The organism is Streptomyces sp. NPDC093510 (assembly GCF_040683555.1).
Lineage (GTDB): Bacteria > Actinomycetota > Actinomycetes > Streptomycetales > Streptomycetaceae > Streptomyces.
On sequence record NZ_JBFBEE010000021.1, the window covers coordinates 138,401 to 151,642 of the forward strand.

General features: G+C 72.3%; 12 protein-coding genes and 1 pseudogene. 6 read left to right on the forward strand and 7 right to left on the reverse strand.

Annotated elements, in window-relative coordinates; all coding sequences use genetic code 11:
• Positions 1 to 34: 34 nt before the first annotated feature.
• The 3 genes and pseudogenes from AB0N81_RS30420 to AB0N81_RS30430 form a co-directional block, all read right to left on the reverse strand.
• Positions 35 to 1,549 (reverse strand): hypothetical protein, encoded by a 1,515-nt coding sequence (locus AB0N81_RS30420; RefSeq protein WP_365363907.1) that lies wholly within the window; start codon positions 1,547 to 1,549, stop codon positions 35 to 37.
• 79 nt (positions 1,550 to 1,628) lie between these two features.
• A pseudogene (locus AB0N81_RS30425) lies at positions 1,629 to 2,201 on the reverse strand (dioxygenase); the annotation flags it as partial.
• Positions 2,202 to 2,375: 174 nt separating this feature from the next.
• Entirely contained in the window at positions 2,376 to 3,353 is a 978-nt protein-coding gene (locus tag AB0N81_RS30430; RefSeq protein WP_365363909.1) for an AraC family transcriptional regulator, read from the reverse strand.
• Between the two features lie 222 nt (positions 3,354 to 3,575).
• Here AB0N81_RS30430 and AB0N81_RS30435 point away from each other — a divergent pair, with 222 nt between their 5' ends.
• From AB0N81_RS30435 to AB0N81_RS30445, 3 genes are all read left to right on the forward strand, one after another.
• Entirely contained in the window at positions 3,576 to 4,196 is a 621-nt protein-coding gene (locus AB0N81_RS30435) for a TetR family transcriptional regulator (protein ID WP_365363911.1), read from the forward strand.
• A gap of 32 nt (positions 4,197 to 4,228) precedes the next feature.
• Complete coding sequence (locus AB0N81_RS30440) at positions 4,229 to 5,056, forward strand: SDR family NAD(P)-dependent oxidoreductase (protein WP_365363913.1); 828 nt, start codon at positions 4,229 to 4,231, stop codon at positions 5,054 to 5,056.
• 99 nt (positions 5,057 to 5,155) lie between these two features.
• On the forward strand, positions 5,156 to 6,193 hold the full coding sequence (locus AB0N81_RS30445; RefSeq protein ID WP_365363933.1) for an NAD(P)-dependent alcohol dehydrogenase: 1,038 nt from the start codon (positions 5,156 to 5,158) through the stop codon (positions 6,191 to 6,193).
• Between the two features lie 80 nt (positions 6,194 to 6,273).
• Here the strand turns inward: AB0N81_RS30445 and AB0N81_RS30450 are convergent, their stop codons facing one another.
• Positions 6,274 to 6,687 carry an arsenate reductase ArsC gene (locus AB0N81_RS30450; protein ID WP_365363915.1) on the reverse strand — a complete coding sequence of 138 codons (414 nt, stop codon included), beginning with the start codon at positions 6,685 to 6,687 and terminating at the stop codon, positions 6,274 to 6,276.
• A 50-nt stretch (positions 6,688 to 6,737) separates the two neighbouring features.
• Here AB0N81_RS30450 and AB0N81_RS30455 point away from each other — a divergent pair, with 50 nt between their 5' ends.
• The 3 genes from AB0N81_RS30455 to AB0N81_RS30465 all read left to right on the forward strand — a co-directional run bounded on the left by AB0N81_RS30455 (position 6,738) and on the right by AB0N81_RS30465 (position 9,122).
• Complete coding sequence (locus AB0N81_RS30455; RefSeq protein WP_365363917.1) at positions 6,738 to 7,049, forward strand: metalloregulator ArsR/SmtB family transcription factor; 312 nt, start codon at positions 6,738 to 6,740, stop codon at positions 7,047 to 7,049.
• A complete protein-coding gene (arsB, locus tag AB0N81_RS30460) occupies positions 7,049 to 8,146 on the forward strand; it encodes an ACR3 family arsenite efflux transporter (RefSeq protein WP_365363918.1) in 1,098 nt (365 codons plus the stop codon). Before AB0N81_RS30455 ends, arsB begins: the two co-directional genes overlap by 1 nt.
• A gap of 250 nt (positions 8,147 to 8,396) precedes the next feature.
• Positions 8,397 to 9,122, forward strand: a complete 726-nt coding sequence (locus AB0N81_RS30465) for a nucleotidyltransferase domain-containing protein (RefSeq protein ID WP_365363920.1) — start codon at positions 8,397 to 8,399, stop codon at positions 9,120 to 9,122.
• Between the two features lie 3 nt (positions 9,123 to 9,125).
• Here the strand turns inward: AB0N81_RS30465 and glgB are convergent, their stop codons facing one another.
• The 3 genes from glgB to AB0N81_RS30480 all read right to left on the reverse strand — a co-directional run.
• Complete coding sequence (gene glgB / locus AB0N81_RS30470) at positions 9,126 to 11,300, reverse strand: 1,4-alpha-glucan branching enzyme (protein ID WP_365363934.1); 2,175 nt, start codon at positions 11,298 to 11,300, stop codon at positions 9,126 to 9,128.
• Between the two features lie 183 nt (positions 11,301 to 11,483).
• Positions 11,484 to 12,827: a maltokinase gene (locus tag AB0N81_RS30475; protein WP_365363921.1), complete on the reverse strand. Its 1,344-nt coding sequence runs from the start codon at positions 12,825 to 12,827 to the stop codon at positions 11,484 to 11,486.
• 13 nt (positions 12,828 to 12,840) lie between these two features.
• The coding region (locus AB0N81_RS30480; RefSeq protein WP_365363923.1) for an alpha-glucosidase C-terminal domain-containing protein at positions 12,841 to 13,242 on the reverse strand (402 nt) is incomplete at its 5' end.

Below are 13,242 nucleotides of genomic sequence, written 5' to 3' on the forward strand. Positions count from 1 at the left end.
GGGGGAGGCCTCAGACCGGGCCACAGGTCCTGCCCTAGCGGAGCCTGCTGCCGAAGAGCGCCGCGGTGGCGGGGGCGCCGACGTCCTTGGGGCCGAAGGCCACGGACTTCGTCGCCGTCAGTCCCGTACTCGTGCCGCGCAGCGACCACACCGCGCCGGCCTGGGCGTTCTCCGCCGTGGAGGACGCGGTGAGGTCGCCGTGCCCGTCGCCCGTGACATCGAGCAGCGACACGGCCGCCCCGAACACGTCGTTCTTCTCCGCGACTCCGGGGACGCCCGCCGTGTCCTGGTGGAAGGCCTGGGCGCCGGTGCCGGTCACGCCGGCGGCGCTGCCGCGCACGAGGACGACCGCGCCCGCGTCGGCGATGTCCCGCACGTCCTCGCCGACCACGCCGAGCGCGACGTCGGCGTAGCCGTCGCCGGTCACATCGCCGACCGCGACCGAACTGCCGAAGCCGTCACCGCTCTCCTCGGCACCCGGAACGCCCGGCAGATTCTGATCGAACTTCTGTACGTCGTCCTTCAGTCCTTCCGCCGAGCCGTAGGCGACCATGGCCCTGCTCTCGTAGTCGCTGTTGCCCACGACCAGGTCGTCGTACTGGTCGCCGTTGATGTCGCCGACTCCCATGACACCGCCGGCGCCCGGCGCGTCACTCCGCACGAAGCCGGTGGCGCTGCCGTACAAGACGCTGTTGCCCCACTCGCCGTCACCGGAGTAGTCGTTCATCGCGATGTCGGCGCGGCCGTCGCCGTTGATGTCGCCGACGGCCTGGGGGATCACCGGGCCCTTCACGGACTGCGGTCCGTCGATGCAGGTCTCGGGCCTCTCACCGCACGCGGAGTCGGGGCGCTCGTCGTCGTAGCTCCACCACTCGGACTTGTCCATGAAGTCGAGGGTCGCGGCCGGGGTCCCGGTGCGCTTGAGGGGCCCCTTCCAGAGGCGGGCGCCCTGGCCGACCGGATCGTCGCCGTGCAAACCGGCCTGGGCGAACAGCGCGAGGTCCGTGGTGCCGTCACCGTCGAAGTCCCCGGCCTGGGGCGCGAACCCGTACGCGGCGATCTTCGTGCCGCCGGTGAGGCCGGACGCGGAGCCCCACAGGACCACAGCGCCCGCGGCGGAGCTCCGGCTGTCGTTGCCGATGATGAGATCGGCGAAGCCGTCGTGGTCCAGGTCGCCCTTGGTGAAGCCGCTGCCGAACGCCTGCTTGGCGGTGGCCGCACCCGGGACGCCGCTGGTGGAACGGCTGACGATCTTCTTGCGGGCGGGGTCGAGCCCGTCCTTGGAGCCGTACGTCACCACCACGTACCCGGCCTTGGCCTTGCCGGAGACCGTGCCGCCCGGGGCGCCGACGACCAGGTCGGCGTAGCCGTCGCCGTTGAAGTCGTCCGTCGGCTTCGCGGCGACGCCCGCGCGGCCGGCCCCGGCGTCCCGCGCGGCCGCGTGGGCGGTGCCCTGCCCCAGCGTCCAGGCTGTGAGGCCGCTGCCGACCAGCAGGGACGCGGCGATCAGGGGCATGGTGCGACGGACTCTGCGGTCGGCGAGCGGCATACGTCTTCCTCTGTTCCTCAGGTGTTCTTGGCCGGTCGGTTGACCTGCCGTGCCCACCAAAGGTTGTACGGCGCCGCTACTGCGGCACGTTGAGGACGAAGTCGAAATCCGCCTCCTTCGCGTTGCCGACGGTGCGGACGTTCATGAGCAGCCGGGGGTCGAAGAGCGAGTCCGTGTTGTTGCGCGGCTCGCCCGGGAAGTACAGCTGCGTCGTGAGGATCGGGCGCCCGGGGGCCTGCACCTTGACGTGCAGGTGGCGAGTGCGTCCCGGGTAGAGGCCCGGCACGATCGTGGAGAGCTTGAACGCGCCGTTGGCGTCGGTGAACTGGTGCCCCCGGAAGCGGTATCCGACGTTGTCGTACGCTCCGTACGTGTCGGCCTGCCAGAAGTCCAGCAGCGCCCGGGGGATCGGCTTGCAGGCCAGCCCGAAGACGTAGCCGGTGACGGTGAGGCGCACGCCCGGTGTGCCGGGCTGGACGAGCGAGGTGCGCTGCGGCGAGTTGCGCTTGAAGTACGGCCCCTCCATCTGCGGAACGGTCGGGTCGTCACCGTCGTCGCAGGTCGGTGTCGGCTCGACGGCCTCGCCGCGCTCGCCGGCGGTCCGCGCCAGCGCGGGTGCTCCCCAGAGGGCCATGGGCACGGATATGCCCATCGCCGCGGCGGCCCGCAGGACGGTCTTGCGGCTCGGGCCCTTGCTGCCGTTCACGTCGGTGGAGGCTTCGCCGGGTTCGGGGGTGCCGTCGCCGGTGGGGGTGCCGATCTCGTTGTCCATCGCTCGCTCCTCCTGAGCCGTACGGGATGGGTGGGTTCCGGATCGGCTATGAAGCTATGCGGGGGAGGAGGGCCCGGCGATGGACTCGAGCCGGTGGTCGTGGTGAATATCGCCACCGCCGCGCCGGAAGTCCCCGGGACTCGCGCCGGTCTCGCGGCGGAAGAAGCGGCAGAAGTACGCCGGGTCGCCGAACCCGACCCGGCCCGCCACCTGACGGACCGACAACTCGGTGCGCAGCAGCAGGCGTTTGGCCTCGTGCACCCGGGTCTGCCGGATCAGTTCGCCGGGCGTGCGGCCGGTGGACGCCTTCACCACCTCGCTGAGGTAGCTCACCGAGACGCCCAGCCGGTCCGCGCACGACCGCACCGACTGAAGGGCGCCCTCGGGTGTGCCCAGGAGCGTCACGAACTCCGCGGCCACCGAGCCCGGCCGTGAGTGCGGCGCGCCCTCGTGCGGCGGCGGTGCGGACGCCGTCACCGGCGGCCGGGGTGCGGGCAGCCGCGCCGCCCGCACCACCAGGACGTGCAGCAGGGCCCGCAGGACGCTCTCGAATCCGTGGGCCCCCGACCGGTACTCGCAGTCCAGATCGGCGACCAGGCGCGCGGTCGCCTCCGCCGCCCCCTCGGGCAGGTCGAGCCAGGAGCGCCGGGCGAGCGTGCGCAGGACGTACCGGTCGGCCGGGTGGTCCACGAGGAAGTCGTCGGTGAAGAGGATGACCTGGCCCTCCAGGCCGGTGACGCCGTCCCACTGGTGGACCTGCCCGGGCGCGATGACGCACAGGTTCGGCGGCCGCAGCGGGAAGCGGCTCAGGTCGACGACGTGCCCGCCGGTGCCGCCGGTGACGTGGACGATCTCGTAGAAGGTGTGCCGGTGCGGGAAGGGCGCGCGCGACATGGGTCCGATGGTGTCGAACGTGCCGATGGCGAAGGGCAGGGCGTTGGGCTTCGGCACCTGCAGCCGATGGGTCGGCATGCCCTCCTCGCCCGGTTCTCCGTTGTTCCCCTCACCCGGCAGGACGGTGGTGCCGCGCATGCGCACGCTCCTCATCGGCATCCGGCTCGGCATGGATCTTCTCGGCCCCCGCCCGCTGGTCCGGACCAGCGGCCTCCCCACGATGGCACGCCGGGCCGGGGCCCGGCAGGGGTGAATCCGCCGAAACGGCGTGCTGTCCCAGCGGGACAAGTGTCCCGTAGAGGCAACTGCCCCGAAGGGGCAACTGTCTCACTGGGACACTTTGAGGAGTACAGTCGAAGCATGAGCAGCACACAGGGCCGCAGGACCCGCAAGGTCCGGGAGAGCCGGGCGACCATGGCGAACGCCGCCGTGGACCTCGTCCTCGCCCAAGGCCTCGACCAGGTCACCGTCGAGACGATCAGCGAACGCGCCGACGTCTCCCGCCGCACCTTCTCCCGGTACTTCGCCGGGAAGGAGGACGCCGTGGTCGACGCCCTGCGCGCCGACTACGCGCGGATCAACGCCGCGCTCGCCGCCCGCCCCCCGAAGGAGAGCCCGCTCACGGCCTACTACAGGGCCCTGCGCGGCTGGCTCGACGACGAACCGACGGCCTGGCACCGGCTGCCCCGCTCGGGCGACCTGCTCCGGCTGCTCCACGAGGAGCCGTCGCTGCTCTCCGCCTATCTGCGGGTGCGGGACGAGGCCGAGACCGAGTCGGTGGCGATCGTCGCGCGCAGGCTCGGCCTGGACGCCGAGCGCGACCTGCGCCCGGCACTGGCCGTCTCGCTGGCGGTCGGCGCGTTCGGCACCGCCGTGCGGTTCTGGATCGCGCCCGGCGCGAAGACCCCCCTGCCGCAGCTCATCGAAGCGGCGTTCGCGGCCCTGGCCGACGAGCCCGCACCCCGAACCACCACCACGTGAAACCAGGCACCACCATGAGCACCAGCGCCCCCATGAGCACTAGCGCCACCAGCGCCACCAGCGCCACCAGCGCCACCCGCCCCACCCGCCCCACTGACGCGACCGCCGCCGTTGCGGGAGAGTTCGCCGGGAAGCCCGCCCTCGTCACCGGCGCCGCCTCCGGCATCGGACTCGAGGTCGCCCGCCGGCTCGCCGCGGCGGGAGCCGCCGTCGTTGTCGCGGACCACAACGAACAGGGCGCGCACGACGTCGCCCGGTCGCTCACCGAGGCCGGCGGCCGCGCCGCCGCCGTCCGCGTCGACGTCACCGACCCCGAATCGGTGCGCCGCGCCGTCGAGTTCACCGTCGAGACCTTCGGCGGCCTGCGGCTCGCCGTCAACAACGCCGGGATCGCCGGCGCCTCCGCCCCGACCGGCGAGTACACGGTCGAGGACTGGCGGCGCGTCATCGACACCAACCTCAACGGAGTCTTCTACTCCCTCCGTCACGAGCTGCCGCAGCTCATCGCCGCGGGCGGCGGCGCGGTCGTCAACATGTCCTCGATCCTCGGCACGAACGGCTTCGCGGGCTCTCCCGCGTACGCCGCCGCCAAGCACGCGGTCGTCGGCCTGACCAAGAGCGCGGCCGTGGAGTACGCGGCTTCGGGCGTCCGCGTGAACGCCGTCGCCCCCGGCTTCATCGACACCCCGCTGCTCAAGGGCGACGAGGCGCAGCGCCGGCAGCTGATCGCGCTCCACCCGCAGGGCCGCCTCGGCACCGCCGACGAGGTCGCGGACCTCACGCTGTTCCTGCTCTCGGACCGCGCCTCGTTCATCAACGGCAGCTACCACTTGGTCGACGGCGGCTACGCGGCCCGCTGACCGGCCGCGCCGGAGCCGCACCGGGGAAAGAAAAGAGAGAAAGAAGAGGTACCCGAGATGTCAGACCGAGAACTGCCGGGCCCGGACCTGCCCGCCGAGATGAAGGCCGTCCAGTACCGCAGCGTCGGCACCGCCCCCGAGGTCGTCACCGTCCCGCGCCCCGAACCCGGCCCTGGCCAGGTGCTCCTGAAGGTCACCGCCGCGGGCGTCTGCCACTCCGACATCGCCGTGATGAGCCGGCCGGCGGAGTCCCTGGGCTTCCCGCTGCCGCTCACCCTCGGCCACGAGGGCGCCGGGACCGTGGCCGCGCTGGGCGACGGTGTCACCGGGCTCGCGCTCGGTGAGTCCGTCGCCGTGTACGGCCCGTGGGGCTGCGGCAGCTGTCTGATGTGCGCACAGGGCAAGGAGAACCTCTGCACGCGCGCCGCCGAGCTCGGCATCCGCCCGCCGGGACTCGGGGCGCCCGGCGCCATCGCCGAGTACATGATCGTCGACGACCCCCGCCACCTGGTCCCGCTCGGCGGCCTCGACCCGGTGACCGCCGTGCCGCTCACCGACGCGGGCCTGACCCCGTACCACGCCATCAAGACCTCGCTGCCCAAGCTGACCCCCGGCAGCACGGCCGTGGTCATCGGCACCGGCGGTCTGGGGCACGTCGCCATCCAGCTGCTGCGCGCACTGACCCCGGCACGGGTGATCGCCCTCGACGTCACCGAGGAGAAGCTGGCCCTGGCCAGGAAGGTCGGCGCCCACGAGGCCGTCCTGTCGGACGGGGCGGCGGGCCGGGTCCGCGAGCTGACCGGCGGCCTGGGCGCCCAGGCGGTGTTCGACTTCGTCGGCGCGCCGCCCACCGCGGCGACGGCGGCCGCCTGCGCGGCGGTGGAGGCCGACGTCACGATCGTCGGCATCGGTGGCGGGGCCGCGTCCGTCGGCTTCGGCACGACCCCCTTCGACGCCGCGTTCCGCGCCCCGTACTGGGGCAGCAGGGCCGAGCTGATCGAGGTCCTCGACCTGGCCAGGTCCGGAGCGATCGACGTCCACGTGAAAACGTACGCGCTGGACGACGCCCCGAAGGCGTACGAGAACCTGCACGAGGGCCGCGTCAACGGCCGGGCGGTCATCCTCCCCAACGGCTGACCGACCTCGCCGAGCGCGACCACCTGACGCGCCGCGCCGCCCGGCTCAACGCGCGCGGGCGAGGCTGACGGCGCCGTCGCTCAGGCGGCCGGCTCCGGTGCGATCTCGGCGATCAGGCCCTCGACCAGGACCCTGATCTCGTCGCGGATGGGACGGACCGCCGCGACGCCCCGGCCCGCGGGGTCCGCCAACCGCCAGTCGAGGTAGCGCTTCCCGGGGAAGACCGGGCAGGTGTCGCCGCAGCCCATCGTGACGCAGACGTCCGACTCCTCGACCGCGGCCACGGTCAGGATCTTCGGGGTCTCGGCGGAGATGTCGATGCCCACCTCGCGCATCGCCTCGACCGCGGCCGGGTTCACCTCGTTGCCCGGGGCGGAGCCCGCCGAGCGGACCTCGACGCGGTCGCCCGCCAGGTGGGACAGCCAGGCGGCGGCCATCTGGGAGCGCCCGGCGTTGTGGACGCACACGAACAGGACAGAGGGCTTGTCAGGCATCGGAAGGTCTCTCCTGTCGTACGAGGGGGTGGATGTGAAAGTATCAGCCCATGATGACGTCAGCCAAGACTGATCTGATCCGGATCGTCGCCGACCCGCTCCGGTTGCGGATCGTGACCCTGCTCGCCCACGAGACGCTCTGCACCACCCACCTCGTGGCGGAGACGGGCGCCCGGCAGACGAACCTCTCCAACCATCTGCGCGTCCTGCGGGAGGCGGGCGTCGTGGAGACCGAGCCGTGCGGCCGCTTCACGTACTACAGGCTCCGCCCGGAGGCCCTGGAGTCGCTGGCCGAACTGTTCGGCGAGCTCGCCGAGACCGCGCGTACGACGATCGCGACCGACCGCAAGCGGGCCTGCTGATGAGCGCGGCGGACCCCGGCACGGCCGCCCCGCCCCGGGACGGCGCGGACGACTCGGTCGTCGCGAAGCTCTCCACGCTCGACCGGTACCTCGCCGTGTGGATCCTGGCGGCGATGGCCGCGGGAATCGGTCTCGGCCGTCTCGTCCCCGGCCTGGGTGACGCCCTCGCCGAGGTCGAGACCGGCGGCATCTCCCTGCCGATCGCCCTCGGCCTGCTGGTCATGATGTACCCGGTCCTGGCGAAGGTCCGCTACGACAGGCTCGACGCCGTCACCGGCGACCGCCGGCTGATGGTCTCCTCGCTGGTCGTCAACTGGATCGTCGGTCCTGCCGTCATGTTCGCGCTCGCGTGGATCTTCCTGCCCGACCTGCCCGAGTACCGCACCGGGCTGATCATTGTCGGCCTGGCCCGCTGCATCGCCATGGTCATCATCTGGAACGACCTGGCCTGCGGCGACCGCGAGGCGGCCGCCGTCCTCGTCGCGCTCAACTCGGTCTTCCAGGTCGTCGCGTTCGGCCTCCTGGGCTGGTTCTACCTCGACCTGCTGCCGGACTGGCTGGGTCTCGGCGACGGCGAGCAGCTCGACATCTCCATGGGCAAGATCGCCCTGAACGTCGTCGTCTTCCTCGGCGTCCCGCTGCTCGCCGGGTTCCTCACGCGCCGTGTGGGCGAGAAGAGGCTGGGGCGCGAGAGGTACGAGTCGGGCTTCCTGCCCAGGATCGGCCCGTGGGCGCTCTACGGACTGCTCTTCACGATCGTCGTCCTCTTCGCGTTGCAGGGCAGGACGATCACCTCGCAGCCGCTCGACGTGGCCCGGATCGCGCTGCCGCTGCTCGTCTACTTCGCCGTGATGTTCTTCGGCACGTTCCTGCTGGGCAAGGCCCTCGGTCTCGCGTACGACCGCACGGCCACGCTCGCCTTCACCGCGGCCGGCAACAACTTCGAGCTCGCCATCGCCGTCGCCATCGCCACCTTCGGGGTGACCAGCGGCCAGGCCCTGTCGGGCGTCGTGGGCCCGCTCATCGAGGTCCCGGTCCTGATCGGACTCGTGCACGTCGCACTGGCCTGGCGGAGGAGGTTCTCCGCTCCGGCCTGACGTGGGCCGGGACGCCCCGGGAGCGGAAAGTCTCCTCTCGGAGCCGGGGGACCTGAGGGACCTGGAGGACCTGGGGAAAGGCAGGAGGCCGACCGTCTCGGCGGGCGGGCCGGTGCGGGCCGGCCGGAGCGCCGCCTCCCGGGTCGCCGGGCCGGGGCCGGGCAGGGTGGCGCAACCAGTGCCGGGCAAGGCCGGACCGGCACAGTCCCTTTACCGGGAGCACGCATCCGAACCGGCACCATGGTCGCCCATGAACAGTCACGACAGCCCCACCGCCCAGGCCTCACGCCTCGTCGCGGAGCTCTTTCCCGACGCTCTCGGCGCCGTGCTGGGAGGCTCGGCCGCCCAGGGGCGCGCCGCGGCGACGAGCGACCTCGACGTCGCCATCCTCCTCCCGGACTCCGACACCAGCCGCCGCGAAGTGATACGCCACGAAGGGCGTCCCGCCGAGCTGTTCCTCACCACGCTCGCGGACGTGCCGGAGTACTTCGCGTGGGACAGGGCCCGCCGCCGCGCCACTCTCCTGTTCGTCCACGCCGAAGGCCTGCCCCTGCTCGACCCCCACGGCCATCTCGCCCGCACGTGCGCACAGGCCCGCGCCGTGCTCGCCGACGGGCCGCCACCCCTCACCCCCGAGGAGCGCGAAAGGGACCGCTACGGCCTCACCTGCTTCATGGACGACCTCGCCGACACCGCACCGGACCAGCGCTACGAACAGCTCGCCCTCGCCGACCTCACCCTGGGCAAGGCGGCGCACCTCCTCACCGCGCACCACAACGCCTGGACGGGCATCGGCAAATGGCTGCCGCGCAGGCTGCTGAGCGCGGACCCGGCGCGCGGCAAGGCCCTGCTGGACGGCCACCGGACCGTGGCCGAGCACGCCGACCCCGCACCGCTGACGGCCGCCGCCGAAGAGGTGCTCGACCTGTTCGGCGGGCCGCTGCGGGAGGGGTACGCGCAACGCTGGCGTCCCTGAACCTCACTCGGGCCGCAGCCACAGCGTGGCCAGCGGGGGAAGGGTGACGCGCAGGCGGGCGGGGAAGGCACCCGCGGGCTCCGGCTCCGTCCGCAGCGGGTCCGCGTTGCGCACGTCGCCGCCGCCGTAATCGGCCGCGTCCGTGTTGAGCGCCTCCCGCCAGGTGCCGGGCGACTGCGGCACGCCGAGCGCGTAGTCGTGGCGGATCACGGGGGAGAAGTTGCTGACGGCCAGGAGCGGTGTCCCGTCGGCGGCGAAGCGCAGGAACGCCACCACGTTGTCCTGGGCGGCGTCCGCGTCGACCCAGGCGAATCCGGCGGGCACCGTGTCCTGCTCCCACAGCGCGGGGGCCGCCCGGTACTGATGGTTGAGGTCCCGCACCAGCCGCCGCACCCCGTTGTGGTCCGGCTCGGCGGGGTACGCGGGGTCCAGCAGCCCCCAGTCCGGCCCGTGCTCCGGCGTCCACTCGGCTCCCTGCGCGAACTCCTGTCCCATGTACAGGAGTTGCTTGCCGGGGTGGGCCCACATGTAGGCCAGGTAGGCGCGGTGGTTCGCGCGCTGCTGCCACCAGTCGCCCGGCATCTTCGACACCAGCGCCTGCTTGCCGTGGACGACCTCGTCGTGCGAGATGGGCAGGAGGTAGTTCTCGCTGTACGCGTAGACCATGGCGAAGGTCAACTCGTTGTGGTGGTACTGGCGGTGGACGGGTTCGTGCTGGATGTACTCCAGCGAGTCGTGCATCCACCCCATGTTCCACTTCAGGCCGAAGCCGAGCCCGCCGAAGCCGCCGTGGCCCATGTCGTGGGTGGCGCGCGTGACGCCGTCCCACGCCGTCGACTCCTCGGCGATGGTGACCACGCCGGGACAGCGGCGGTAGACCGTCGCGTTCATCTCCTGGAGGAACGACACCGCGTCCAGGTTCTCCCGGCCGCCGTGCTCGTTGGCGGACCACTGGCCGTCCTCGCGGGAGTAGTCGAGGTAGAGCATCGAGGCCACGGCGTCCACCCGCAGCCCGTCGATGTGGAACTCCTCGCACCAGTAGACCGCGTTGGCCACGAGGAAGTTCCGCACTTCGCGGCGGCCGTAGTCGAAGGTGAGGGTGCCCCAGTCGGGGTGTTCGGCCCGCCGGGGGTCACTCGGCTCGTACAGCGGCTCCCCGTCGAACGCCGCGAGCGCCCAGTCGTCCTTGGGGAAGTGCGCCGGCACCCAGTCCATGATCACGCCGATGCCCGCCCTGTGCAGCGCGTCGACGAGAAACTTGAAGTCGTCGGGCGTGCCGAGGCGGGCGGTCGGCGCGTAGAACCCGGTGACCTGATAGCCCCACGAGCCGCCGAACGGATGCTCGGCCACCGGCATGAACTCCACATGAGTGAAGCCCGCGTCGGCCACGTACTCCGTCAGCTCCACCGCCAACTGACGGTAAGTCAGTCCCGCCCGCCAGGACGGCAGATGGACCTCGTACACCGAGAGGGGCGCCTGGTGCACCGGGCGGTCACCGCGGTGCGCCATCCACTCCTCGTCCGCCCACACATGGGTCGACCGGGTAACCACGGAGGCGGTCGCCGGCGGCGTCTCCGCGCGGCGGGCCATCGGGTCCGCGCGCAGGGTGTGCGTGCCGTCGGGGCGCGTGATGTCGAACTTGTAGCGGTCTCCCTCACCGATACCGGGGAGGAACAGCTCCCACACACCGGACGAACCCAGCGAACGCATGGGCTGCGCGGCGCCGTCCCAGTGACAGAAGTCCCCGCACACCCGCACCCCCCTGGCATTGGGCGCCCACACCGTGAACCGTGTGCCGACGACGCCCTGGTGGGTCATCGGATGCGCGCCCAGCGCCTTCCACAGCTCCTCGTGACGCCCCTCGCCGATCAGGTGCAGATCGAGCTCGCCCAGCGCGGGCAGGAAGCGGTAGGGGTCCTGCATCTCGGTGTCCCGGCCGTCGTACGTCACCCGCAGCTCGTACGCGGGCACCGACGCGAGCGGCAGCACACCCGAGAACAGACCGTCCCCCACGTCGTTCAGCCGCACGGCCCGCCCCTCGACGACGAGGGCCACCGCCTGGGCGTACGGGCGCAGAACGGTGAAGGCCACACCACCGGGCACCTGGTGCGCGCCGAGCACGGCGTGCGGATCGTGGTGGGCGCCCGCCAGCAGGCGGCCCCGGGTCTCGTCGTCCATCGGCGGCGCCTCGGACACGCGCCAGTCCTGCCCGGGGCCCTCATCGGGGACGGGCCGGACATCGAGCGGAGGAGTGCGGAGGGTGACCGCGGGGTCGGTTACGGACGTATCGGCGATGACCACGGGTTCAGATCTCCTCTGGGCGGGTGAAGAGCGGCGGGGGCGGCGTCGCCGCCGTGGAAGTCAACGGCCCTCGGCCAGACGGGCGATCGCCGCCATGGGCACGGGCAGCCAGTCCGGCCGGTGCCTGGCCTCGTACAGCGCCTCGTACACCGCCCGGTCCGTCTCGTAGGCCCGCAGGAGTTCGGCCTGACCCCGCGGGTCCCACGCCGCCTGTGCGGCGTAGCCCGCGCAGTACGCGTCGCGGCAGCGCTGGGCCCACCGGGGCTGCCAGGGGTGCCTGGCGTGGGCCGCGTAATCGAAGGAGCGGAGCATGCCCGCGATGTCGCGCACGGGCGCCTGGGCGCGCCTGCGTTCGGCGATCGGGCGGGCCGGCTCGCCCTCGAAGTCGATGACGAACCACCGCTGCCCCGCCCGCAGGACCTGGCCGAGGTGCAGATCCCCGTGGATCCGCTGGGGCGGCCGGCCCGGGCCGCGCGCCGCGACGGCGCCGTACGCGGCCCGCAGCCGGGACACGTACGGAACGAGCGCGGGCACCTGACGCGCGGTGGTGTCCAGGCGCTCCGTCATCGCGGAGGCGAGGCGGCGGCCCCCGTGCAGGTCCGCGGGGCCGGGCGCGAAGACCTGGGCGAGCGCCAGGTGCACCTCGGCGGTGGCCCGCCCCAGTTCGTACGACTCGTCGGTGAAGTCCCGGCCCGCCGTGAGGGACTGGAGCGCCAGAGTCCAGCCGTCCGTCGCCTCGGGCAGGAACGGCTGCAGCACCCCGAGTGTCGTCCTGCGCGGCTCGCCGGTCCAGAACCAGGCCACGGGAGCGGGCACACGGGCGCACCCGGCACGGGCCAGCGCCCACGGAACCTCAAGGTCGGGGTTGACGCCGTACTGGATGCGCCGGAACAGCTTCAGGATGAAGGAATCGCCGTACACGAGTGAGGTATTGGACTGCTCCCCGTCCAGGACGCGCGGCGTGAGCCCGGAGGGCACCACGGCCTGCGCGTCACGTTCGAAGCGCAGGGGGCCTGCCGTGCCCGGCGTGCGCAGGCGTTCCAGGAGGAGCGCGGCCGAGCGGGGGTCGTGGAGGGCGTCGTACACGGTGAGCCCCGCGAGAGGGCCCTCGTCGGGGCGCCCGACGACGGCGTGGTGGAGGCGGGTCGGCAGGTCCTCGCGCACGCCGAGCAGCAGTTGGTAGCAGTCGTCGCGCGACCCGGCGTGCCTCGAACGGATCAGCAGGTGCAGGCAGCCCGGATGCAGCTCGGTCATCGACACCACGGCGAGGTCCGTGACGGGCAGCCCCTTGCCCGCGAACCAGCGCTGTTGCGGCAGCCACTCCTGAAGTACTCCTGCCAACGACGTGAGCAGCAGCGGAGGGCTGAGGCTGCTGCCACGCGACTGCGTTGCGGTCTCGAGCATGCGACACGTCCCTTCAAAGGCGCACGGCGGGTTCCGCCGGGCGGCGCGGGTGGAGGTCGTTGCACAGCCGGAACCAGTAGAAGCCGTGTCCCGCCAGTGTCAGCAGGTAGGGCAGCTCACCGATGGCGGGGAAGCGGACCCCGCCGATCAGCTCCACGGGATGGCGTCCGTCGTAGGCGCGCAGGTCGAGTTCGGTGGGCTGCGCGAAGCGGGAGAAGTTGTGGACGCACAGCACGAGGTCGTCCTGGTACTCGCGCAGATAGGCGAGCACCGCCGGGTTGGACGACGGCAGTTCGGCGTACGAGCCGATGCCCAGGGCGGGGTTCTGCTTGCGGATCTCGATCATGCGCCGCGTCCAGTGGAGCAGGGAGGACGGGGAGGACATGGAGGCCTCGACGTTGGTGACCTGGTAGCC